Annotated in this window: 16 protein-coding genes; 8 read left to right on the forward strand and 8 right to left on the reverse strand. The window is 74.7% G+C overall.

Features of this window, described 5'->3' with window-relative positions; genetic code table 11:
- Positions 1–32 precede the first annotated feature (32 nt).
- Both AB5J54_RS36640 and AB5J54_RS36645 read right to left on the reverse strand, forming a co-directional pair.
- The gene (locus AB5J54_RS36640; RefSeq protein ID WP_369148243.1) at positions 33–1,964 is read right to left on the reverse strand and encodes a serine/threonine-protein kinase; all 1,932 of its coding nucleotides are present in this window, start codon (positions 1,962–1,964) and stop codon (positions 33–35) included.
- A gap of 44 nt (positions 1,965–2,008) precedes the next feature.
- Positions 2,009–3,043, reverse strand: coding sequence for a hypothetical protein (locus AB5J54_RS36645; protein WP_369148244.1), 1,035 nt, complete (start codon positions 3,041–3,043; stop codon positions 2,009–2,011).
- A 228-nt stretch (positions 3,044–3,271) separates the two neighbouring features.
- On the opposite strand from AB5J54_RS36645, the gene AB5J54_RS36650 reads away from it, so the two are divergent.
- From AB5J54_RS36650 to AB5J54_RS36665, 4 genes are all read left to right on the forward strand, one after another.
- A complete protein-coding gene (locus AB5J54_RS36650; protein WP_369148245.1) occupies positions 3,272–3,430 on the forward strand; it encodes a hypothetical protein in 159 nt (52 codons plus the stop codon).
- A gap of 107 nt (positions 3,431–3,537) precedes the next feature.
- On the forward strand, positions 3,538–6,243 hold the full coding sequence (gene lanL, locus AB5J54_RS36655; protein WP_369148246.1) for a class IV lanthionine synthetase LanL: 2,706 nt from the start codon (positions 3,538–3,540) through the stop codon (positions 6,241–6,243).
- A gap of 68 nt (positions 6,244–6,311) precedes the next feature.
- On the forward strand, positions 6,312–6,437 hold the full coding sequence (locus AB5J54_RS36660; protein ID WP_255325155.1) for a hypothetical protein: 126 nt from the start codon (positions 6,312–6,314) through the stop codon (positions 6,435–6,437).
- A 146-nt stretch (positions 6,438–6,583) separates the two neighbouring features.
- The gene (locus AB5J54_RS36665; protein WP_369148247.1) at positions 6,584–6,931 is read left to right on the forward strand and encodes a DUF190 domain-containing protein; all 348 of its coding nucleotides are present in this window, start codon (positions 6,584–6,586) and stop codon (positions 6,929–6,931) included.
- A 3-nt stretch (positions 6,932–6,934) separates the two neighbouring features.
- Here AB5J54_RS36665 and AB5J54_RS36670 read toward each other — a convergent pair whose 3' ends face one another.
- Positions 6,935–7,225 carry a hypothetical protein gene (locus AB5J54_RS36670; protein ID WP_369148248.1) on the reverse strand — a complete coding sequence of 97 codons (291 nt, stop codon included), beginning with the start codon at positions 7,223–7,225 and terminating at the stop codon, positions 6,935–6,937.
- Positions 7,226–7,384: 159 nt separating this feature from the next.
- On the opposite strand from AB5J54_RS36670, the gene AB5J54_RS36675 reads away from it, so the two are divergent.
- Positions 7,385–8,635 (forward strand): MFS transporter, encoded by a 1,251-nt coding sequence (locus AB5J54_RS36675; RefSeq protein ID WP_369148249.1) that lies wholly within the window; start codon positions 7,385–7,387, stop codon positions 8,633–8,635.
- A 31-nt stretch (positions 8,636–8,666) separates the two neighbouring features.
- On the opposite strand, the gene AB5J54_RS36680 is transcribed toward AB5J54_RS36675, so the two are convergent.
- The 3 genes from AB5J54_RS36680 to AB5J54_RS36690 form a co-directional block, all read right to left on the reverse strand.
- Positions 8,667–9,866 (reverse strand): nitric oxide synthase oxygenase, encoded by a 1,200-nt coding sequence (locus AB5J54_RS36680; protein ID WP_369148250.1) that lies wholly within the window; start codon positions 9,864–9,866, stop codon positions 8,667–8,669.
- A gap of 118 nt (positions 9,867–9,984) precedes the next feature.
- Positions 9,985–11,547 (reverse strand): mucoidy inhibitor MuiA family protein, encoded by a 1,563-nt coding sequence (locus AB5J54_RS36685; RefSeq protein WP_369148251.1) that lies wholly within the window; start codon positions 11,545–11,547, stop codon positions 9,985–9,987.
- Positions 11,548–11,555: 8 nt separating this feature from the next.
- Positions 11,556–13,646 carry a DUF4139 domain-containing protein gene (locus tag AB5J54_RS36690; RefSeq protein WP_369148252.1) on the reverse strand — a complete coding sequence of 697 codons (2,091 nt, stop codon included), beginning with the start codon at positions 13,644–13,646 and terminating at the stop codon, positions 11,556–11,558.
- Positions 13,647–13,828: 182 nt separating this feature from the next.
- Here AB5J54_RS36690 and AB5J54_RS36695 point away from each other — a divergent pair, with 182 nt between their 5' ends.
- On the forward strand, positions 13,829–15,319 hold the full coding sequence (locus AB5J54_RS36695; protein WP_369148253.1) for a TerD family protein: 1,491 nt from the start codon (positions 13,829–13,831) through the stop codon (positions 15,317–15,319).
- An 18-nt stretch (positions 15,320–15,337) separates the two neighbouring features.
- Here AB5J54_RS36695 and AB5J54_RS36700 read toward each other — a convergent pair whose 3' ends face one another.
- The gene (locus AB5J54_RS36700) at positions 15,338–17,575 is read right to left on the reverse strand and encodes an alpha-N-acetylglucosaminidase (RefSeq protein WP_369148254.1); all 2,238 of its coding nucleotides are present in this window, start codon (positions 17,573–17,575) and stop codon (positions 15,338–15,340) included.
- Positions 17,576–17,952: 377 nt separating this feature from the next.
- On the opposite strand from AB5J54_RS36700, the gene AB5J54_RS36705 reads away from it, so the two are divergent.
- Complete coding sequence (locus AB5J54_RS36705) at positions 17,953–18,600, forward strand: dienelactone hydrolase family protein (RefSeq protein WP_369148255.1); 648 nt, start codon at positions 17,953–17,955, stop codon at positions 18,598–18,600.
- 62 nt (positions 18,601–18,662) lie between these two features.
- Here the strand turns inward: AB5J54_RS36705 and AB5J54_RS36710 are convergent, their stop codons facing one another.
- Positions 18,663–20,330 carry an FAD-dependent oxidoreductase gene (locus AB5J54_RS36710; RefSeq protein ID WP_369148256.1) on the reverse strand — a complete coding sequence of 556 codons (1,668 nt, stop codon included), beginning with the start codon at positions 20,328–20,330 and terminating at the stop codon, positions 18,663–18,665.
- 247 nt (positions 20,331–20,577) lie between these two features.
- On the opposite strand from AB5J54_RS36710, the gene AB5J54_RS36715 reads away from it, so the two are divergent.
- Positions 20,578–21,699: a SchA/CurD-like domain-containing protein gene (locus tag AB5J54_RS36715; protein WP_369148258.1), complete on the forward strand. Its 1,122-nt coding sequence runs from the start codon at positions 20,578–20,580 to the stop codon at positions 21,697–21,699.
- Positions 21,700–21,714: the final 15 nt, after the last annotated feature.

Here is a 21,714-nt window from a genome sequence, read left to right on the forward strand (position 1 = left end):
AGGCCGTGCCCTCTCCTCGACGGCGGTGGCCGTCAGCCCGTCGACGTGGACGGGGCCGCGTTCCGCCAGACCGTCAGATCGAGGGTCATGTAGGTGCTCGGCGAGTCCTCCGGGGAGAAGGCCTTGACGGTGACCAGACCGAGATGGCCGGTGCCCGTCGTGACGCAGACCTGCCGGCCGGGCGACAGCTTGTTCACGTAGATGTTCTGGGTGAACCGGGTCTCCGCGCGGCACGCTTCGAGCGAACCCGCCTGGCCCGGATCGAGCAGGACCAGGTTGCCGCCGCTGCTCTCGGCGTCGAGGTAGCCGCCGGTGTCGTAGGAGAGCTCGTAGCCGTTGTCCTCCCCGTCCTGGGGGCGTACGTCCGTGTCCCCGAGGGTCAGGTGATAGCCGGCGGTGAGGTTGATGTTCTTGTACGTGGCGGCCTGCGGAGCCGGCGCCGTCGACGGCTTCGGGGCGGAGCTCCCGTTACCCGTGCCGCCGCTGCCCTGCGTGCCCGTCGAACCCTTGCCGTTGGGCTTCCCGCCGGCGTTAGACGACGTCTGCCCGTCCTTGTCCTTCAGGACGACGTACGCGGTCGCGCCGCCCGCGACGGCGAAGGCGAGGACGGCGGCGAGAGCGATGACGAGACCGCGCCCGCCGCCCTTCTTCTGCTGCCCGGGCGGCCGCTGGGCCGCCTGCTGGGGGTGGTAGCCGGTCGGCGCCCCCGGGCCGGACCAGCCCTGCTGCGGGTACGCGGGAGCGCCCGGACCCTGCGTCGGCGCGTATCCGGGAGCACCCGGACCCTGCGTCGGCGCGTACCCGGCAGCGCCCGGGCCCTGCGTCGGCGCGTACGCGTAGCCGGGTGCCGGGGCGGCGGCGGCCGGGGGAGCGACCGGGGCGGCGGCCGGGACCGAGGGGGCGGCCGTCACCGTGCTCGGCGGCGGACCGTAGCCGGGCGGCGGGGTCGAGGGCGCGGCCGGCACCGTGGGCGAGTACCCGGCGGGCGCGGCCGGAGCCGCGGCCGGGGCGGTCGTCGGCGGCGGAGGGGTCTGCGGGGGCGCGGGCGCCGCCGCCCGGGCCGTGATCTCGGCGGAGACCGCGCCCGGCAGCCAGTCCTCGGGCCGGCGCAGCACCGTCGCCGCGTTCGCGGCCTGGCACAGCCGGATGATCTCGGCGAGCGTCGGCCGCGCCTCCGGGTCCTTCGCGAGGCAGCGGGTGACCAGCTCGGTGAGCCGCTCCGGAACGGGGCTCAGGTCCGGCTCCTCGTGCACGATCCGGTACAGCACCCCGTGCCCGGTCCCCTCGCCGAACGCCGGGACGCCCGTCGCCGCGTACGCCGCGACCTGACCGAGCGCGAACACGTCCGTGGCAGGCGTGACCTTGCGCCCCGCCGCCTGCTCGGGCGCCATGAACGACGGCGTCCCTATGGTGACCCCACTGCCCGTCAGGGACGTCGCGTCGGCCGCGTGGGCGATGCCGAAGTCGATGACGCGAGGCCCGTCGGCCGCGAGCAGCACATTGGACGGCTTCAGGTCGCGGTGCACGATGCCCGCGCCGTGGATGACGTGCAGCGCCTCGGCCATACCGGCGACGAGCAGCAGCACCGTCTCCACCGGCAGCGCGCCGTGCGCCACCACCGCGTCGGCCAGCGACGGCCCCGGCACGTACGCCGTGGCCAGCCACGGCTGCGCGCCTTCGGGGTCCGCGTCGATGACGGGAGCGGTGAACAGCCCCTGGACACGCTGCGCGGAGCGCACCTCCTGGGCGAACCGGCGGCGGAACTCGGCGTCCTCGCCGAACTCGGGACGGATCAGCTTGATGGCCACCGGACGCCCGCCGGGCGTGTACGACAGGTACACCTTGCCCATGCCGCCGGCGCCCAGCCGGGCCGCGAGCCGATAACCGGCGACCGTCGTCGGGTCGTCCGCCGCCAAAGGCTGGAACACCACGGAGCCGCCCCGGTCCGCTTGCTGACCGCCCATGAACCCATGTCTCCCCACGCAGAACACTGTTGCCGGAGGGCACCCTACCGGTGGGCCGAGCCCTTGGCGGCGTCCGTCGTGACCTCTGCTCCCGTGAGCCCGGCGCGCTCCGCGAGCGCACCCCCCTGGAAGCGGCTCTCCGCGCCCAACTCCTCCAGGAGATCGGCGATGTGACGGCGGCAGGTGCGCAGCGACATCCCCATCCGACGGGCGATCACCTCGTCCTTGGCGCCCTCCGCGAGAAGACCCACCAGCGCCCGCCGCAGACTCGGCCCGACCTCCTTGTACGCGGCCTCGCTGGTGCCCCGGAACGGCACCGCCCCCGACCAGTGCTGCTCGAACACCCGGCAGAGGTACGCCACCACGTCGGGGTCCCGGACGAGGACCGCCCCCTCGCCCGTACCCCCGTCGGCGCGCCGGGGCAGAAAGGCCACCGAGCGGTCGAAGACCACGGCCCGGTCGGGCAGTTCGGCAGCGGTGCGGTACTCCGCGCCGGCCTCGGTGAGCCGCTCCACGTACCCCTGGGTGGAGAGGCTCGTCCGCGCCGAGTGCTGGTACAGCGTGCGCATCCGCACCCCCCGGCGGAGCATCGCCACGTCCCGCTCGACGGCGTCCCCGAGGCGGTGCGGCGCCCTGCCCCCGCCCGGCTGGATGCTGAACACCTCCTCACGACAGCGGGCCGACTCCTCGGTGAGCATCGCGGACGCGGACGCCATGTCGGGCAGCACGTCGAAGCCCTCCCGGCGGCCCTGCTCGCGCCGCGCGGCGCGGTACCGGGGCATCAGCGAGTGCAGGTCGTCGCGGAGGGACTGGGCGTGCGCGGCGGCCCGCGCGAGCTCCGCCTCCAGCGGGCCGACCACTTCCGCCGCGGCCGCGTCCGGGCTCACCGGGATCAGCACCTCGCTCCGGCCGGGCGCGGGCCGGAGCAGCCGCAGCCGCCGCAGGGTGCGGCAGGCCGCCTCGACCTCCTCCCGGCCGAGCCCGAGCGCCGGAAGCCCGTCCGGCGACCGGTCGGCAAGGCCGCCCTGCTCCAGTGCGTACGCGAAGACGGCGACGGCCCCGGCGTCCAGCCGAGGCATTCCGTCCACATCCACCCCAGTAGTCACGCATTTCCCCCGTGATGCGGCCCTGCTACTTCCGTGCCATGCAGGGTATTGCCAGGTCATGGCCCTGGACCAAGCGGGCTCGCCGGGATGGACTGGTGGTGTCCGGCCGAGGGAAACCCCATCAGGCCGACATACGGCGTGAACCCGTCAGACACGGAGCTTCCCGCCCGCCCTCTCCTCTCCCGAACCAGGAGCCGCACCATGTCCGTTGCCGTCCGCTGCCTCCTTCTCCTCGCCGTCCTGCTCGCCGGCGGAGTGACCGTCGCCACCGAGGACGGCGCACCGGAGACGACGCGGACGGTCGCCGCGGACCTCTTGGACACCAGCTGGGGCGACGACTACACGCGGCCGGTGCAGTAGGGATGGCGTCACGCACCGCGAACCCTTCCCCGTCCGGCCCCGGCCCCCGGCGCTCGCGCGCCGAAAGCGCCGCGGACCGGGCCCTGTTGCCCGACATCGTGCACGCCGTGATCGCCCGGAGCGCACAGCAGCCGTGGAGCGTCGAACCCGGCGAGTTCTGGTGCCACGTCGTGCCCGGCGGCGCGGCCGTCGGACGGGCCCAGGGCTGGAAGCTCCACCTCCCCGCCACCCCGCTCTCCGCGCCGCTCGTCCTCGCCCGGTCCGCCGAGGTCCTCGTCGCCCACCGCGCCGCCTTCAAGTTCGCCGGGAGCCCGGCCAAGGTCGCCGCGCTGGTGTCCGGACGCTTCGCGCGCGGCGGGGGCGGCAAGTTCCTGACCGTGTACCCGGCGGACGACGAGCAGTTCCGCAGGCTCGCCGAGGAACTCCACCGGGCCACCGAGGGACTTCCGGGCCCCGCCGTCCTCTCCGACCGCCGCTACCGGCCCGACAGCCAGGTCTTCTACCGGTACGGCGTGTTCAAGGGCGTCCGCGAACTGACCGCCGACGGCTCCTTCGCCGCGCGCCTCACCGACCCCGAGGGCCGGCCGGTCGCCGACGAGCGCAACGCCTGGTTCAGCCCCCCGGACTGGGCCGGCGACCCCTTCCCCGACCGTCCCGCCGCCCCGGCGCGCAGCACGGCCACCGCCAAGCCCGTCCTCCTCGGCGACCGCTTCCTCGTACGCGGCGCGATCCAGCACTCCAACAAGGGCGGCGTCTTCCGCGCCGAGGACACCCGCACCGGCGCGCAGGTCGTCGTCAAGCAGGCGCGTCCCCACGTGGGCGCCGGTCCCGAAGGCCTCGACGTCCGGGACCTGTTGCGCCGCGAGGCCGCGCTGCTCGAACGGTTCGGCCGGGTGCGCCCCGACCGGGTCCCGGGGCTCGTCGAGGTGTTCGAACAGCAGGGCAGCGTGTTCCTGGCCACCGCATCCGTCCCGGGGGCGACGCTCCGGCGCACCGTCGCCGAGCGCCTCGCCCGGGACGGCAGCGGCTGCCCCGACGACCGCACGGCCGAATCCCTGGTCCGGCAGCTCGTCGAACTCGTCGCCACGGCCCATGAACTCGACGTCACCCTGCACGACTTCAACCCCAACAACGTCATGGTCGCCCCGGACGGGCGGCTCGTCCTCATCGACCTGGAGATGGCGGCCCGGGAAGGGGAGCGGTGGGTCCTCGGCGCCACCCCCGGCTACACCGCGCCCGAGCTGCGCGCCGTCGACCAGGTGGCGCCCGCCCTGCCGCCGGACGTCGACCTGTACGCCCTCGGCGCCACCGTCCTGCACGCCCTGACCGGAGCGGATCCGGTCTTCGCGGAAGACCTCCCACGGGACACGGCCCGGCCGGACGAACGGCGTCTGGCGGACCTCGTGCACCTCCTGGCCCGTGACGACGCGCGCGTACGGCGCTTCGTCCCGCTGATCCTGGGGCTGACGCGGGACGCGCCCGAAAACCGGTGGACCCTGGACCGGGCGCGGGAGTTCCTGGACGGAGGCCGGGCCGCGGACACCTGCCGGCTCCCGGAGGAGTACGAGCACCCCGACCCGGTCGCCACGCGCGCGCGTCTCCTGCACGACGGCATCGCCCACCTCCTGGCCACGATGCGGCGGTACGACCCCGAACGGCTCTGGGCCTCGGACTCGTTCGGCGAGACCTGCGACCCGGTGGCCCTCCAGCACGGCTCGGCCGGCGGCGTCGCCGTGCTCGCCCGGGCCCTCGGGCACTGGGGCGCGGGGCTCGGCCTCCCGGCGCCCGTGACCCGTGACGCACTCGCCGAAGGGCTCCGCACCGCCGCCCGGTGGACCGCGCGGCGCCAGGAGACGCTGCCGAGCCCCGTCCCGGGGCTGCACTTCGGCCGTGCGGGCACGGCCTGGGCCCTGCTCGACGCCGCCCGGGCCCTGGACGACACCGCCCTCGCCGAGCGGGCACGCGCACTGGCCCTCGGTCTGCCCGTCCACGGCCCCAACCCCGACGTCTGCCACGGCGTGGCCGGCTCCGGCCTGACACAGCTCCACTTCTGGCGCACCACCGGGGACCCGCGCTTCCTGGACCGCGCCGCCGAGGCCGCGGACGGACTGCTCGCCGCGGCGCGGCGCACCCCCGAGGGGATCTTCTGGCCGGTGCCGGAGGACTTCGGATCGGCGCTCGCCGGGGCCTGGCACTACGGCTTCGCGCACGGCGTGGCCGGCGTCGGCACCTTCCTGCTGCTCGCGGCGGAGGCCACCGGCGACGAACGGTTCCTCGACGCCGCCACCGAGGCGGGGGCCGGCCTCGCGGCTGCGGCCCGCAGCGGACCGGCCGGTGCGCTGTGGCCCGTGGACCGGGCCCGCCACCTCTCCGGCTCCCCGGAGCTCGCCCGGCACTGGTGCAGCGGCTCCTCCGGCGTCGGCACCTTCCTGGTCCGGCTCTGGTCGGCGACCGGCGCGTCCGACAGACTCGTACGCGACCTGGTGGACGGCGCGGCCCGCGCGGTACGGGCGGGCAGGGCGACCGACTCGCCGGCCACCTGTCACGGGCTCGCGGGGAACGCCGAGTTCCTCCTGGACGTCGCCGTGCTGACGGGCGACGAGAGCCACCGCGCCGGCGCCGAGCTCCTGGTCGAGCACCTGGCCGCCCAGGCCGTCCTGCGCGACGGCCGCCTCCTCGTACCCGACGAGAACCGCAGGACCGTCCTCGCCGAGTACGCCACCGGCCTCGCCGGGAGCCTCTCCCTGCTGCTGCGCCTGCGGTGCGGGGGCCCGCGGGCCGGGCTGCCGGAGGACGGGCCGGCCCACCCCTGAGTGTCCGGCGGCCCCAGGCCGCCGGCGTCCCACCGAACAAACATCCGACACACGCGAAGGAGACCGTCATGACGGAGTACGACATCGATGCCCTGCAGGTTCTGCCGGAGGAGGTCCGCACCGAGGACGCCCGTGGCGAGGAGCACGCCGCCGCGCTGATCACCGCCTGCCGCTGGCTCACGAGCGGCTGCTGACCCGCTCCGCTCGGGGAATGGGGCCGGCCGTCCCGGCCGGCCCCCTTCCGGTGCGGAAGGACCCCCGTGGAGGCACGACCGTAGACTCGAAGTGCGGTCTGCCCCGTCGCCGCGCGCGGGGCGCCGCGTACGGCATGGAGGCGGCGATGACCAGGCTGACGGGCAGGGCCCTGCGGGTGACGGTCTTCGTGGGGGAGACCGATCTGTGGCAGCACAAACCGCTGTACAGCCAGATCGTCGGCCGGGCACGCGAGGCCGGTCTCGCGGGGGCGAGTGTGTTCCGCGGCATCGAGGGCTTCGGAGCCTCTTCGCTGATCCACACCCAGCGGCTGCTGTCGCTGAGCGAGGACCTTCCCGTGGCCGTGGTCATCGTCGACACCGAGGAGAAGATCCGCGCGTTCCTGCCGCAGCTGGACGAACTGGTCGGCGAGGGCCTGGTGATCCTCGACGAGTGCGAGGTCATCCGCTACGTGGGCCGTGCGGAGTCCGCCTGAGGTTCACACGGGCGTGATCGCGGAGATGCCCTGGTGGAGCTCTTCCACGTTCATGACCGGCACGTAGTAGACCTTGGCGCCGAGCTCCATGAAGAACGGCCGCGAGATCTTCGGCATCTGGGCGGCGTCGGCCAGGTCGAAGAAGACGTAACAGGTCCGGCAGCCGTCCTCGACGGTGAAGTACGCGGATTCCGCGCCGACTTCCTGGAGCGTGTCCTCCAGGATCCTCAGCAGGGCGCCCTGCTTGATGGCCTCGTTGGAGGCCGCGGTGTCCATCCGAACCTTCAGCAGCATGCGCATGACGCGGCCTTTCCCGACCGGGCGGGCGCTCCGTTCGGGGCGCCCGGGAACCCCGGACGCGCTCAGTTCCAGCGTCCCCCTTCGCTCCCGCAGGGACCACTCGACCTTGGTGCGACTGCTGCTGGACCAGCGGCCGCTGTTAGCCTGCCGTCCATGATCAAGGGGGGCCTGGCGGGCCGAATAGGCAGCATCGTGGGGGACAGCAGGCCGGAGCGCGCGCTGATCGCCGCCATTTTCGTCAACCGAGTCGGCAATGGTCTGTTCAACGCGGCGTCGGCGCTCTATTTCACCTTGATCGTGGGCCTGCCCGCGGTACAGGTCGGCGCCGCGCTCACCATCGCCGGAGTGATCGGCCTGAGCGCGGGGATACCAGGCGGGCATCTTGCCGACCGGCGCGGGGCGCGCACGATCATGATGTCGGCCCTCGTGGTCCAGGCGGTGTCGATGGCGGCCCTCGTCCTCGTCGAGAGCTGGGCCGCGCTCACGGTCGTCGCGACGGTCGACCAGATCGCCGCGGCGGCCGGCGGGGCGGCGGCGGGCGCTCTCGTGGCCCGGGTCGGGGGTGATCGCCCGGCCCTGTTCCGGGCGAAGCTGCGCACGTTCGTCAACCTGGGCGTCGTCCTGGGAACGGTGGGTGCGGGGTTGGCGCTGGCCGCGGGCACCCGCGGCGCCTATGTCACGCTGATCCTCGGCAACGCGGCGAGCTTCGCCCTGTGCGCGGTGCTTCTGCTCCTGCTGCCCCGCTATCCGGTACTGGCGGCACCGCCGCAACAGCGGCGCTGGCTCGTCCTCACGGATCGTCCCTTCCTGGCGTTCACCGCCCTCTACGGGGCCATGGGACTGCAGTACCCGGTGGTCTCGCTGCTCCTGCCGATCTGGATCTCCGAGCACACCGAAGCGCCGCGCTGGACGGTGGCCGCGCTGTTCGCCGTCAACTCCCTCTTCTGTGTGTTGATGCAGACCAGGATCGGCTCGCGCATCGAGACCCCGCTCGACGGCGGCCGGGCGTTCCGCACGGCGGGGCTGCTCTTCCTCGTCAGCTGCCCGATGATGGCGCTGGCGGCGTACACCCCGGTCTGGGCCGCGGCAGGACTGGTCCTGACGGCGATCTTCGTCCACAGCCTGGGAGAGGTCTGGGAGTCATCGGCGTGCTACGCCCTGGGCTTCGGCCTCGCCCCCGACCACGCCCAGGGCCAGTACCAAGGTGTCCTCGGTCTCGGCTTCAGCGCGGGCCAGGCTCTCGCCCCCGCGATCCTCACCACGGTGGTGCTCGGCCTCGGCGTGAAGGGCTGGCTCCTGCTGGCGGTGTTCTTCGCGGCACTGGGCGCTGTCGGCCCCTCTCTCGCCCGCTGGGGCATGCGGACCCGGCCGCAGCCAGAGCTTGCCGCGGAAGCGACGGGATGACCGGCGGGTAGGTGCCAGAAGCCTTCTCCCCCTAGCTCTCCCGGGCCAGGAACGCGGGCCGCACGGAGGCGTCCACCGGGTCGTAGTAGCGGTGGAAGACCGGAGTCGTGGAGCCGGACACGGGCGGCACGATCCAGCTCCAGTCGGCGGGCACCGGCCTGCCGTGCCGGCCCTCCTGCGCGATGTGCCGCAGGAACCGCTCGGACTCGGTGTGGTGGTCCGCCATCGTCACCCCGGCCCGCTGGAAGGAGTGCAGCACCGCCACGTTGAGCTCGACGAGCGCCCGGTCCCGCCACAGCGTGCGCGCCGAGGAGCGGTCGAGACCCAGGCGGTCGGCGACCACCGGGAGGAGGTCGTAGCGCTCGGCGTCGGCGAGGTTGCGGGCGCCTATCTCCGTTCCCATGTACCAGCCGTTGAACGGCGCCGCCGGATACCGCACCCCGCCGATCTCCAGCGTCATGTCGCTGATCGCCGGCACCGCGTACCAGCGCAGCCCGAGCTCCGCGAACCACTCGTGGTCCGGATGCCGGAGCGGCACCTCCATGACGCAGCCGTCCGGCAGCTCGTACCACTCGGGCCGCGCGCCCGGGCGCTCCTCGACCATCAACGGCAGCACCTGGAAGGGCTCTTCGTCCCGCTTCCACCCGAGGTCGCGGGCGTGGGCCGTCGGCGCCGCGCCCCGCGGGTCGCCGATCCAGCGGCCCTCGGCGGTGCGGTGCCCCGCGTAGCGGACCAGCTGGTCGTTGACGATCCGTGGCGCGGGGCGGCCCGGCCGGTCGGGGGCGAACACGGAGATCACCGGCCGGATCCGGCCGGCGTTCCCGGCGAGGCGCAGGTGCTCGAAGCAGTCGGCGGCGATGCCGTCGGCCGAGGTGACGTGCCGAAGGTCCCGCACCACGAGGCTGCGCCAGTAGAGCCGGCCGATGCAGCGGGCGGCGTTGCGCCAGGCGACCCGGGCGCCGAAGGACAGCTCGTCGGGGGTGTGTTCGTACGTACCGGTCCGGTCGATCTCGGCGAGGACCTCGCGGACCCTGCGCGCCACGTCCCCGGCCCCGGGCTGCTCGTGATGGAACTGTCGGACGAAGTTCTCCGCCTCCCGGCGGTCCGTCACCTGCGGGACCCATGAGGGGGTCCGGCGCGGCGCGTCACCGGACGCGGACGTGGACGCGGGGCTGAACGGACAGGCGCTGACGGCGGCGGCCTTGTGGCGGCGGCGCAGACTGAAGACCAAGGTGATTCCTCCCGGCCTCATGACTACCGCACGCATTCGCACGAATGTGGAGAGTAGCGGGAGTTGGGGGTGGGGAAGGCGCCGCGCTGGTAGGGTGCGCGGCGCCCCGACCCCGGGCTCAGAGCCCCGCGACCTTGGCCGTCGCCGACAGCTCGTACACCAGGGTGACCGTACGGCGGCCGCCGGGCGGCATGCGCACGGTCCAGCGGACGATCCCCTCGTCGTCGACCTCGTCGGGCGCCGGAGTGCAGGCCTCGGCGCGCAGGCGCACGTCCACCGCCGACACCTCGGAGACGGGAATCCGCTCCCGCAGGACCACGACCCGGCCCTCCTCCTCCCCGGGGGCGGAGAACCGGGAGACATGGAGCCGGACCGTGCGGGTGACCACCGTCCGCTGGGTGAGGCCGGTGGTGTCACGGGACTCCTCGGTGCGCCGGAGCACCCGGAAGTCGTCCCGGCTGCCGAAGGCCAGTTCGGTGAGGGCGCCCGGCGCGGTGAAGTCCAGCGTTCCCCGGCCGATGAAGCCGCCGCCCCGGACCAGGTCCACGGGCCCGGCGAGCAGCGCGTGGCCGGACAGGTTCTCGCACCGCACCACCTGCGTGACCAGCGGGGACAGTTCGGGCGAGCAGGCGTACTCGCCGCCCGCGGGCGCACGGAAGGAGGAGATCGGCACCCGGTGGGCCCGGCCGTCCGAAGGCACGGAGACCGGCGCGGGGGAGTGCAGGACCCGCGCCTCGCCGCCGTCGTCCACGCCCGGCAGACCGACCACCGGCGCCGGGCCGAGCGTCGCGATCTCCTCCTCGCGCAGTTCGACGTCGATCGTGCGGCGCTCCGCCGCGCTGCGGTCCTTGAGCGTCAGCCGGTCCTCGACGAGCCGCGGCGGCTCGGTGGCGAGCGAGGACCGCGCGGTCGACAGCGTCAGCCGTACGTCCGACCAGTCCTCCCCGGTGCGCTGCCACACCATGGCGTCCGTCTCCAGGGTCAGCGAGCCCCCGTCGAGCACGGCCCGGTAGGCGGGCCGCCACAGGGCACACGGGGTCAGATGGCTCAGCCGCAGCCGTACGGGCCCTGCGGCCGCCGCCTCCACCGTCAGCTCGACATGGGCGACGAGCTCGGCGGGCTCCTCCTCGGCGAGCTCCATCGCCCGCCGGATCCCGGCGAGTTCGGCGGTGAGGGCCGTCAGCCGGGCCTCGACGGTACGGAGTTCCTCGCCGTACGTCTCGCGCTCGGCGTCCACGCGGTCCAGCTCACGTCCCCAGCGGGGACCTTCGGACTCGCCGAACCCGGCCCCCTCGCCGATCTCCCGCAGCAGGTCGGCGGCGAGCCGGCCGAGCAGGTCGAGGCGGCCCCGCAGCCGGTCGCGGTGCTGCTCCACGGCGAGCCGCTCCTCTTCGAGGGCGTGCTCGCGGTGACGGAGGGCGGAGTCCTCCTCGCCGGGCGGCACCGGTCCGCGCGGCGTCCACTCGCGGACGATCCGTACGTCGAGGACGGTGGCAGGGTGGTCGGAGGTCAGCTCGGCGTGGAGGGTGCGGTCGACGGCGAGCGCGCCGACCGGTCCGAGGCGCAGGCGCTGGACGCCGGCGTCCAGGTCGAGCACGGCGGTGCGCTCGACATGGGCGCGGTCCTCCAGACAGGTGACGGCGGTGACGGGAAGGGCGATCGGCTGCGGTTCCGTGAACATGGTGGGTGTCAGCTCCTGCGGTTGCCGTCGACCAGGGCCTTGCCGGCCGGGATGCGGATCTCGAAGCCGCCGTCGAGCGCGGCGGTGCCCCCGGCGGGCAGCTCCACCCGCCAGACGCGGGTGCCCGGGGCGTGGTGCTCCGGCGCGGTGCCGTCCTCGGGCGCCGTCCAGTCGGCGCGTTCCTCGATGCGGACGTCCGGCTCGGAGGAGACCGGCACCCGCTCGTGGACCTCGACGGTGACCGGCCCCGCCAGGCGGTTCGCCAGCTCCACGTGGACGCGGTGGTCGAGCACGGTGATGTTGTTGCGCAGCCCCGCCGTCGACTCCTTCAGGTGCGTGCGGCGCGTGACGCGGACGCCCTCGGCGGGCCCGAGGCCCAGCCGGCGGACGCCGCCGGCCGCGAGCGTGGGCAGCGCGGCGGTCAGCAGGTGGTCGTCGTCGACGGTGACCTCGACCGGGCCCGCGAGCAGTGCCTGGCGGGTGGTGTTGGAGACGACGAGGGTCGCGTACACGGTCTGCTCCACCGAGGGCACACAGAGGTGCTCGGTGTGCAGGACGACCGGGATCTCGCCGACGGTGACGGTGTGCCAGGTGCCGTCCGAGGGCACGTCGGCACGGGCGGCGGCGTCGAAGCGGTGGTCGAACGAACCCGCCGACGTACGCGGGCGCACCGCGTGCCGGGGCAGCGGCAGCCCGGCCACCGCCTCGGCGCGGCGCCGGTATTCGTCGGCCACCGCGTCGGAGGAGGTACGGGGGAACAACCGGCCACGGCGAGCGCCCGGCTCCTCGGGACCGGACAGCACGAGGGCGGCGTAGTCGAGTTCGGCGCCGCTCGGCTGCGGCGGGCCCGCCGGCGGTGGCGGCGGTGGCGCCGCCGCGCCCGGAGCCGCCGGGGCCTGGGGTGCGGGGGCCTGGGGCGGGCGGGCTCCGAAGCCGGCCCCGCCACCGGCGCGCGGCCGGCCGGCCGGTCGCGGGGCCGCGGCCCGCGCGACGCCCGGCACCATGCCCCCGAAGGCCTCCGGAGCGGAGCCGTACGCCCCACCGGGCTGCGGCGGCCCGGTGAACGCCGGCGGCGGAGGCGGTGCCGGTACGGGTGCGGGTGCGGGTGCCGCCACGGGAACGGGCGCCGAACCGGCCGCGGCGGCTCCCACCGCGGAACCGCCGCGGAAGGGCGCCGGGCCCGCCGCCTCGTACCCGGTGAACAGGTCGGCGAGCCCCGCCGGGGGCTCCCGCCAGCCGGAGGGCGCGGGCGCGGACTGACGGCGTCCGATCCGGATCGAGCGGAGCGCCGGCAGATCGGTGCGGCGCCGCAGGTCGGCGGTGGCCAGGGCGAGGCGCACCCCCGACCAGTCCTCGCCGGTCCGCTGGGCCACCGAGGCACGCAGCACAAGGCGGCCGCTGCCGTCGCCCTGACGGTGGGTGAGGCGGTACGTCGGCACCCAGACGGCACCCGGCACGCCGTACTCCAGCTCCAGCTCGGCCTTCTCCGCGTCCCCGGCCCCGTCGAGGGTCAGCACGGCGCAGACCGAGGTCGCGACATGGGCCGAAGGCGCGTCGGTGGAGGCACGGTGGAGCCGGTCCTGGGCGACCTCCCGCGCGTGCGCGGCGAGCCGGACCGCCTCGTCGAGCTCGGCGAGGCGGGCGTAGAGACCCGCCAGCCGCTCGTCGACGAAGTCGGCGAGATCCAGCCACGCGTCGACGGGGGTACGGCGGTGCGGGTCCTCGCGCTTGCGGGGCGGCGGGACCGGGCGCAGCCCGCCGACCTCCCCGATCAGGGCCTGATGCCGGTCACGGCGCGCCCGCGCCGCCTCGTGCGCCTCGCGCAGCCGCTCGACCTCGCGCCGCAGTGCGTCGGGAGCACCCTCGGCGTACGGCTCCGCCTCGACCTCCACCCGCGCCTCGGTGACCCGCACCCCGGTGCCGCCCAGGACCCGGGCCCGCAGCGAACCGGGGTCGAGCGAGCGGGGCAGCCCCGTCACCCGCACCCGTCCGTCCGGCGGGACCGTGCCCCGGGCCAGGCGCCGGCAGAGCGCGCCCTGCGCGTACACCACGACCGAGTCGAGACCCGACTCCCACCTCTGCTCCGCACCGACCGTCATGCGCCCCCCTCTGCCCTGTCCATGTGCGGGGAAGCCTACGCCGGACCGCTCCGGGCGGTCCCGGAGCGGCGGGGGCCCCGCAGGTCCGGGAGCTTGTCCAGGAGGCCCGGCGACTGCAAGATCTTCTTTGTGAAGGTCTTGGGTGGGGACTCCGAGGGAAAGGCCGGTGTGTCGTGGGGGAGATGACCAAGGGAAGCAACGGATTCGTTCCGTCCGTGCCGTTGAGGATCGCGGTGCGCGGGGGCGTGGACGCCATGGCACTGCTGCTCACCGAGGCGGGGAAGGTCAGGGGCGACGGGGACGTCGTCTTCCACGGCGCCCCGGTGCATCCCTCAGGAGCGGTCCGGCTCGCGCAAGTGGCGGGGGCGGCGGAGGCCGGCACGGCATGGGTCGAGGTCGGCCTCACCGCCGTGGAGGAGCAGATCGCCCGCGTGCTGCTCGTGGGTTCGACGGAGCACGGCGCGATGAGGGACGCCGCCGGCCTTTCGGTGGAGGCCTTCGCACCCGACGGCACCTCGGTCGCGCGCTACGACGTCACCGACGCCGCCGGGGAGACGGCGATGGTCCTCGCCGAGCTCTACCGCCGGGCGGGCGGATGGAAGTTCCGCGCCGTGGGCCAGGGTTGGGCCACCGGGCTCGCCGGTCTGGCCACGGACCACGGCGTGGACGTGGCCGAGTCCGGCGGGTCGACGGCACCGACCGCGCCGCAGGCGCCCCCGGCGCCGGCGCCGGCTCCCGCGCCGGCTCCTCTGCCCGCGCCGGCTCCCGCGCCCGCGGTGCCGACGCCGGCTCCCGCGCCTGCTTTCGCTCCTCCGCCCGCAGCGGTCGCGCCCGCGGCGCCCCCGCCCTTCGCGGTCCCCGCAGCGCCGGTCCCTCCCGCTGCGGTCCCGCCCTCGGCGGTCCCTCCCGCGTCGGCCCCTCCCATGGCGCCCGTCCCTCCCGTCACCGCCGGCTGGTGGACGTACGGGCCCGTCTTCGAGCCGTACACGGAGACAGGCCGGGACAACGACGTGATCACCGTGGCCGGCCTCCCGCCGGGTCCGGTCGTCGTCCAGCTCGACATCAGCGGCGACGGATACACCGGACTCTGGGTGCTCGACCGTCGCAACAAGGAGGAGGACAACCTCGTCAACAGCACCGAGGAGGACTTCCACGGCAGCCTCCTCGCCACCGTCCCGGCGAACGGCCCGCTGCGTCTCAAACTGCAGGCCGAGGGCCCCTGGCAGGTCCGGGTGTCGCCGCTGGCGGCCGCCCCTCGCCTGACGGAGGAGGAGGCCCCGTACCGCGGTCCCCAGGTGCTGCTGCACACGGGAGGCGTGGCCGACATGGCCGTCCACTACCGCGGCGACGACAACCTCATCGTCCACGTCTACGAACTCGCGGGGCACGACGACCACACGACCCTGCCGCGGTACGAGAACGTGGTCAACGAGATCGGCAAGCGGCGCGAGACCGTACCGCTGCCCGAGGGGCCCCTCGTCGTCCAGTTCGAGATGGCGGACGGCCCGTGGCGGGCACGGCTGAAGCACCTGCAGCCGCCGACCCGGCCGCTGCCCCCGGCGCCGCCGGGCGCGCCGGCACCCGTCCCGTTCGCCGCCCCCGGCGATCCGGCCTGGCCGGACAAGCAGTCCGGGTCCGCGACGAGGAAGAACTGGTTCACGCGAGGCCGGTGATGACCGGAGGGGACGGCCTCATGGGTGCGCGGCCGTGGACGCCAGGGCCAGGGCCGCCCCCACCTCCTCCGCCAGGGCGACCGGGTCGCCCGTCGGCACCGTCGGGTAGCCCTGGCGGCCGCGCGCCCAGGCGTCGTCCCGGGCGAACCAGTCGATCGCGACCGGCGCCGTGCCCCGTACGAGCGCGGTGTCGAGACTCGCGAAGTACGCGGCCCAGCGCGGCGCGTACACGTCCTGGACGAGACCGGCCCACTCGCGGTTGGCGTAGTCGTGCAGGCCGCCGCTCTCGCTCGGCCCCCGGTCGGCCCAGGTGGTGAGGATCGAGCGGGCGTCGTACTCGAGCCGGTCCTTCTCGTCCGCGTCGGCGCCCCAGGAACGGGCGTCGGCGAGCCACGGGCCGATCAGGAAACGCCGGTCGGAGGAGACGAGCCGTCCGAGCAGCTCCTCGTCGGCGTTCCACTCGCGCACCAGCGCCCGGAAGCCCTCCAGATCCTTCGCGTCGTACGCGGCCTTGACGCGCGGCAGCAGGGCCCGGCCCCGGTTGGTGAGCGCCTGGCGTGCCACGTCCACCACGTCGAAGCGGTACGCGTCCGAGGTCCGCAGCTCCGGCGCCACCTGGAGCAGTTCGGACAGGGCGCGCTCCACCGTGCCGGCGTCGTACCGCATGGCCGTCGGGCTCCAGCGTGCGGCCTTGGACGCGGTCAGGCTCGGCCGGGCCGTGAAGAGGCTGTCCTGCGGCTCGCTCCACGTACCGGAGGTCCCACTGTACGGGCCGAGGCGCAACTGCTCCCAGGCGGCGGCCGCGTGCGGGTCGGCACCGCCGTAGCGCCGGGCCGCGTAGGCGGCGAACCAGGCGCGGTGGTCGATCGGATCCGGCTCCCAGGCGAGTTCGGTGAACAGGTCGAAGGCCGCGGGGTTCCCGCCGGTGCCCTCGGGGAGGTAGGCGATTCCGCTCAGCGCACTGTCGGACCTGGTCAGCCACGTACGGAAACGGTCCACCCACACGCCCGTGTTGGCGCCCAGGCTGGTGTGGCCGCCGAAGTTGGCGATGGAACCGAACGCGTAGGACGTACCGCCCCACTGCTTCTCGCGGTCGAGCCCCTCGTACCGGTCGGAGAGGCCGTCGACGATCAGCACCCTGCTCCGGTCCACCCCGCTCAGGAGGGCCGCGGACGGGTTGTTCTGCCAGCCCAGCATGACCCACGTGGCCCCGGGGTGCGCGGTGTCCAGGGCCTCCTGGACGGCCCCCGCCGCCCGCGCCACGTCGACCGGCCCGGGCGTGCCGCCCTCGTGCAGCAGGTCCATCTTGAACAGGGCGGTGTCACCGAACCGGTCCCGCTGCGCCCGGTAGTAGGCGGCGGCCAGTTCACCGAAGACGGGTCCGGTCGGATCCAGCCAGTCGGGCCGGGCGAACCCGACCCACTTGCCCTGCGGGACCGTGACCGCCCCCGGGTTCCGGTCGGCGAACCCGGGCGGCACCGTACCGAAGAAGCCCGGAAGCACCGGGGTCATCCCCAGGGAGCGCAGGTGCCCCGCGATCCGGCCTCCCAGAGCCGCCCGCGCCTCGATCAGCCGCTCGGAGACCGGACCCCCGAAGCCCGACATGTTCTGCAGCAGCCACCAGGCCTGATGCGCGGGACCCGGGATCCAGGCCCGCACCTCCTCCGCGCCGTAGCCGAACCCCTGGAGTGCCCGGTAGTACGGGTATTCGGCCCCGGTCGGCACGAAGACCTCGTTCACGCCGTGCAGCGCCATCAGATCGATGTCGCGCTGGTACGAGGTGAAGTCGCGGTACGCGCCGGAGTACCCCTCGTCGGTGTCGTTCAGGGCGTACCGGTGCGGCACGCTCGCCGAGCGGGTGATCGTGCCCGGGACCGCGGGGAGCGTGGCCGGCAGCCGGCCCACGCTGTCGCCCGGCCATCCGATGTCGACCCCGGCGACCCGCTCCAGATACCAGCCCACCCCGGTGAGCAGCGTGGCCGGCGAGGTGCCCCGCACCTGGATCGCGCCCGCCGCGCCGGAGACCGAGAAGGAGTCCCCGGAGCGGGTCTCCGGCACGGGGACCAGGGTGAACTGCGCGGCCCGGGCGGGCAGCAGGCGCTCCAGGGCCGCCCGGGCGGGCCCCGGATCGAAGGCGGGCGCGGCGGCGGAGGCGCTGCCCGAGCGGGCCGGCGCGCCGGGCGCGGCGGCGGTCACGGCGGCGAGCACCACGACGAGGAAGGTGTCACGGCAACGACGGATCAGGCGGCTGCCCATCAGGCTCCCTGCTCGAACAGGACGACGGCGTAGGGCTCCACTCTCCGACGCCCCGCACCCGCCACCCCGCAAGCGGAGCCGGGAAGGGCGCGGCGCTCATCCTTGCGGGTGCGCGCGTTCGAGTCGGGGTACGAGCCGCGCCGGGTTCCGTGGAGCGGACCCTCCATGGGGTGGGCGGCACGCACCCGCGGTGACGGGAGGGCCCGGGGAGCGCCGTATACCTGACGGACACCTGGGCCTGGCAGACTTCGCCCCTTACGGTGTCCCGTCCTCACGACCCCTGGAGGCCCCATGGCGCAGCGGCCCGGTCATCCCTCCCGCACGGGCGGGTGCGTCCCCCGGCCGACGGGACGGCACGCGAGCGGAGAGGCCGCGCGATGACCCTGTGCCCCACCCGCCGTGCCGACGCGGCCGCGCTCCTCGTCCGCAGCGCGCCCGCCGCGCCCACCGCCGCCGTGCTGCTGCTCCACGGCGGCCGCGCCGAGGGGCCGGAGCCGCCGCCCGCCCTCAACCTGCCGGCGCTGCGGATGCGCCCCTTCGTCGGCGCGGTGACCCGGGCCGTCCGGGGCCGGGGCGTGCTCGTCGCCGAGGTGCGCTACCGCCACCGCGGCTGGAACGGCGCACGCGCGGACGCCGCCCAGGACGCCGAGACGGCGCTCGCGCGGCTCCGGGAGCAGGTCGGGTCCGTGCCCGTCGTGCTCCTCGGTCACTCCATGGGCGGCCGGGCCGCCCTCCGCGCGGCGGGCGACCCCGCCGTGCGCGGAGTGGTCGCCCTCGCGCCGTGGTGCCCCGCCGACGAGCCCGTGGACCACCTCGGCGGCCGGCGGCTCTACCTCCTCCACGACGAGACCGACCGGGTCACCTCGGCCCGCCAGTCCTGGGAGTTCGTCCGCCGGGCCAGGGAGGCGGGCGCCGACGCGGCGGGCATCCCGATGCCGACGGGCGGCCACGCCATGCTCCGGGGCGCGGACCTCTGGCACCGGCGCGCGGCCGAACTCACCGCGGCGCTGCTCTCCCACGGCTGAGCCGGCCCCGGGCGGCGGGGCGGTCCGCTCCCCGGGGTTCGCGGACCCCCTCGCCGCCCGTCTCAGCGGGCGTCCGGCCGGGACCCGAGGCCGAGTACGGCCGTGAGGGCGGCCCTCAGCTCCGATTCCGGGTCCTCCGACGTCCCCTCGGACCGCCAGGCGACGAAACCGTCCGGGCGCACCAGCACCGCTCCGTTCACGGTGACGCCATGGGCCTCCGCCCAGTCCTCGCCGTCCGAGGGGGAGAGGTCCGCGTCCGGCCCGTCGCCGATCCGGTACGACGCGAGGGGCACCGCGAGGCGCTCGGCGACCCGGGCCGCCGCCGAGTACCAGCCGCCGACGGCACCCGCCGTGGTCAGCAGCACCGGAGACTTCTCGTACAGATCCAGGGTGGAGATCCGTTCACCCGCCCGGTTCAGCCAGAGGTGCGGCGCGCGGCTGCCCGGCTCGCCCGTCAGACGGAGCCCGTCCGGCACGACCGGCACCGCCGGGTCCGCGCCGAGCACCGCGCCCTGCGGATAGCGGTACCCCAGCGCCACGTTGAGGATCCCGCCCCGCTTCCCGCCCGCGCCCGGCCCCGGGGCGTACCCCGGGTGGCTGTGCTCGACCGAACGCGAGGAGGCACGGGCGCTCGTCGCCTCCGCGACCGGCCTGCGCTCCGCGTCGTAGGACGCGAGCAGCTCGGGGCCGGCCCAGCCGCCCAGTACCGCCGCGAGCTTCCAGGCGAGGTTGTGCGCGTCCTGGATGCCGGTGTTGGAGCCGAACGCCCCCGTGGGCGGCATCTCGTGGGCCGAGTCGCCGGCGAGGAACACCCGCCCGTCCGCGTACCGTTCGGCGATCCGCTCCGCCGCGTGCCACGGGGCCCTGCCCGTGATCTCCACGTGCAGATCCGGCACGCCCACGGCGCGCCGGATGTGCTCCCTGCACCGCTCGTCGGTGAACTCCTCCAGCGTTTCGCCGTGTTCGGGGTGCCAGGGGGCGTGGAACACCCATCGCTCGGCGTTGTCCACCGGCAGGAGAGCGCCGTCGCCCTCCGGGGTCGTGAGGTAGCAGACGATGAAGCGCCGGTCGCCGACGACCGCCGCCAGATCGCGCGACTCGAACGTGATGCTCACGTTGTGGAACAGGTCCCCCGGCCCCGTCTGCCCGATGCCGAGCTGCTCCCGGATGGGGCTGCGGGGGCCGTCCGCCGCGACGAGGTAGTCCGCCCGGACGGTGGTGTGCTCACCGGTCTCCCGGCTCTTGACCCGCGCCGTCACCCCTTCGGCGTCCTGCTCGAACGACATCAGCTCGGTCGAGTACCGCAGATCCCCGCCCAGCTCCCGCGCGGTCCGCAGCAGCACGGGTTCGAGATCGTTCTGGCTGCACAGGCACCATTCGGCGGGACTGAACCGCGCGAGGCCACCGCCGGGATCGATCTCCCGGAACAGCCACTCGCCGTCGTCACCCGCCAGGCTCGGCGCCTGGAAGATCCCGTTGTTCGCCGACAGGGTCCTCGCGGCCTCGTGGATCCGCTCCCGGACCCCCGCGCCGCGGAACACCTCCATGGTGCGCACGTTGTTCCCGCGGCCCCGCGGGTGGATCGACGTGCCCGCATGGCGCTCGACGAGCGTGTGCGGCACGCCGAGACGGCCCAGGAAGAGCGAGGTGGACAGCCCCACCAGGGAGCCGCCCACGATGAGGACGGGCGTGCGATGTCCGATCTCACCGGTCGCTTCGCTTCGGTTCATCGATGGCCTCCAGCGTCACCGGTGACGCGGGTCGGGGATGGGATGCACATGCCTTCCCGGCCCAGCCCCGGACCCTGCGCGGAGGGCACCCGAATGACGCACGGTTCACTCATCCGCTCCGTGGGGCTCGCGTAGAACGTGCGCCCGAGCCAACGTTCGGTACATGACGACCCCGGCCATCGGAGCCAGGCGGTCCTTCCCCGCTCTCACAGACGAGCAGACTCACAGACGAGAAGAGGTGCGCCGTATGACCACCACGGCACGCATATCGCAGTCGGTGTTCGACGGGTCCAGGCTGCGGGTGATCCTGCTGCTCGACCTGTACGACGGAGCCCAGCAGCAGTTCCTCGAAGCGTACGAGGTCATGCGCAAGCAGGTGGCCGGCGTCCCCGGCCACATCAGCGACCAGCTCTGCCAGTCCATCGAGAACCCCTCGCAGTGGCTCATCACCAGCGAATGGGAGAGCGCCCCGCCCTTCCTCGCCTGGGTGAACAGCGAGGAACACGTCGAGATGGTCAAGCCCATGCACAGCTGCGTCCGGGACACCCGGTCCATGCGCTACAGCATCCTCCGGGAGACCGGCGCACAGCGGCCCCTCACCCCGGAGACGGCCGCCGGCGAGCAGGTGGCGGCCCGCGTCGGCGACGGAGTGACCCGCCACGCGCTCACGTTCACCGTCAAGCCCGGCTCCGAGTCGAAGGTCGCCGAGCTCCTGGCCGGATACGAGTCGCCCGCGGCCCAGGTCGACGAGAACACCCGGCTGCGCCGCACCTCGCTGTTCATGCACGGCAACCGGGTCGTGCGGGCCGTCGAGGTGGAGGGCGACCTCCTGTCCGCGCTGCGGCACGTCGCCCGGCAGCCCGGCGTGCGGGCCGTCGAGGAGGCCATCAACCCCTACCTGGAGCAGGACCGGGACCTCACCGACCCCGAGTCGGCCCGCGTCTTCTTCACCCGGGCGGCCCTGCCCGCCGTGCACCACGTGGTCGCCGCCCGCCCCGAGCCGGCCGACCTGCGGCGCCACGCCCTGTACTACCCGGCCGAGGAAGGCCGCGGTTCGGACCTGGCCCGGCTCCTCGCCGAGCAGGACGCGGAGGCGGCCGTCGACCCCGACAGCCCCGTCTACGGCAGCACCGTCTTCCAGCGCGACGACGTCGTGGTGCGCCTCGTCGACGTCGAGGGCGACCTCGACCTCGATCCCGTGGCCGCCCTCGGCGTCAAGGGCGCCGGCAAGGCCAAGGCGCTGCAGCGCCTCCTCGACGGGCCCGCGATCGGCGTGGAGGGGTCGCTGGAGACCGAGCGCAACCTCAACCGGCTGCTGTCGCACGCCGACATGCTGCCCGTCACCGACCGCCGCGCGGCCGACTCCTGAGAGGACGGTCCCGGG

Source organism: Streptomyces sp. R44 (assembly GCF_041053105.1).
Classification (GTDB): domain Bacteria; phylum Actinomycetota; class Actinomycetes; order Streptomycetales; family Streptomycetaceae; genus Streptomyces.

What these genes read in the sequence shown, in the direction of transcription:
- AB5J54_RS36675 (WP_369148249.1), top strand. Translation starts at nt 7,385, where the DNA reads ATGATCAAGGGGGGCCTGGCGGGCCGAATAGGCAGCATCGTGGGGGAC.
- AB5J54_RS36705 (WP_369148255.1), top strand. Translation starts at nt 17,953, where the DNA reads ATGACCCTGTGCCCCACCCGCCGTGCCGACGCGGCCGCGCTCCTCGTC.
- AB5J54_RS36695 (WP_369148253.1), top strand. Translation starts at nt 13,829, where the DNA reads ATGACCAAGGGAAGCAACGGATTCGTTCCGTCCGTGCCGTTGAGGATC.
- AB5J54_RS36640 (WP_369148243.1), bottom strand. Translation starts at nt 1,964, where the DNA reads ATGGGCGGTCAGCAAGCGGACCGGGGCGGCTCCGTGGTGTTCCAGCCT.
- AB5J54_RS36715 (WP_369148258.1), top strand. Translation starts at nt 20,578, where the DNA reads ATGACCACCACGGCACGCATATCGCAGTCGGTGTTCGACGGGTCCAGG.
- AB5J54_RS36665 (WP_369148247.1), top strand. Translation starts at nt 6,584, where the DNA reads ATGACCAGGCTGACGGGCAGGGCCCTGCGGGTGACGGTCTTCGTGGGG.
- AB5J54_RS36670 (WP_369148248.1), bottom strand. Translation starts at nt 7,225, where the DNA reads ATGCTGCTGAAGGTTCGGATGGACACCGCGGCCTCCAACGAGGCCATC.
- AB5J54_RS36660 (WP_255325155.1), top strand. Translation starts at nt 6,312, where the DNA reads ATGACGGAGTACGACATCGATGCCCTGCAGGTTCTGCCGGAGGAGGTC.
- AB5J54_RS36685 (WP_369148251.1), bottom strand. Translation starts at nt 11,547, where the DNA reads ATGTTCACGGAACCGCAGCCGATCGCCCTTCCCGTCACCGCCGTCACC.
- AB5J54_RS36710 (WP_369148256.1), bottom strand. Translation starts at nt 20,330, where the DNA reads ATGAACCGAAGCGAAGCGACCGGTGAGATCGGACATCGCACGCCCGTC.
- AB5J54_RS36700 (WP_369148254.1), bottom strand. Translation starts at nt 17,575, where the DNA reads ATGGGCAGCCGCCTGATCCGTCGTTGCCGTGACACCTTCCTCGTCGTG.
- AB5J54_RS36645 (WP_369148244.1), bottom strand. Translation starts at nt 3,043, where the DNA reads ATGCCTCGGCTGGACGCCGGGGCCGTCGCCGTCTTCGCGTACGCACTG.
- AB5J54_RS36690 (WP_369148252.1), bottom strand. Translation starts at nt 13,646, where the DNA reads ATGACGGTCGGTGCGGAGCAGAGGTGGGAGTCGGGTCTCGACTCGGTC.
- AB5J54_RS36650 (WP_369148245.1), top strand. Translation starts at nt 3,272, where the DNA reads ATGTCCGTTGCCGTCCGCTGCCTCCTTCTCCTCGCCGTCCTGCTCGCC.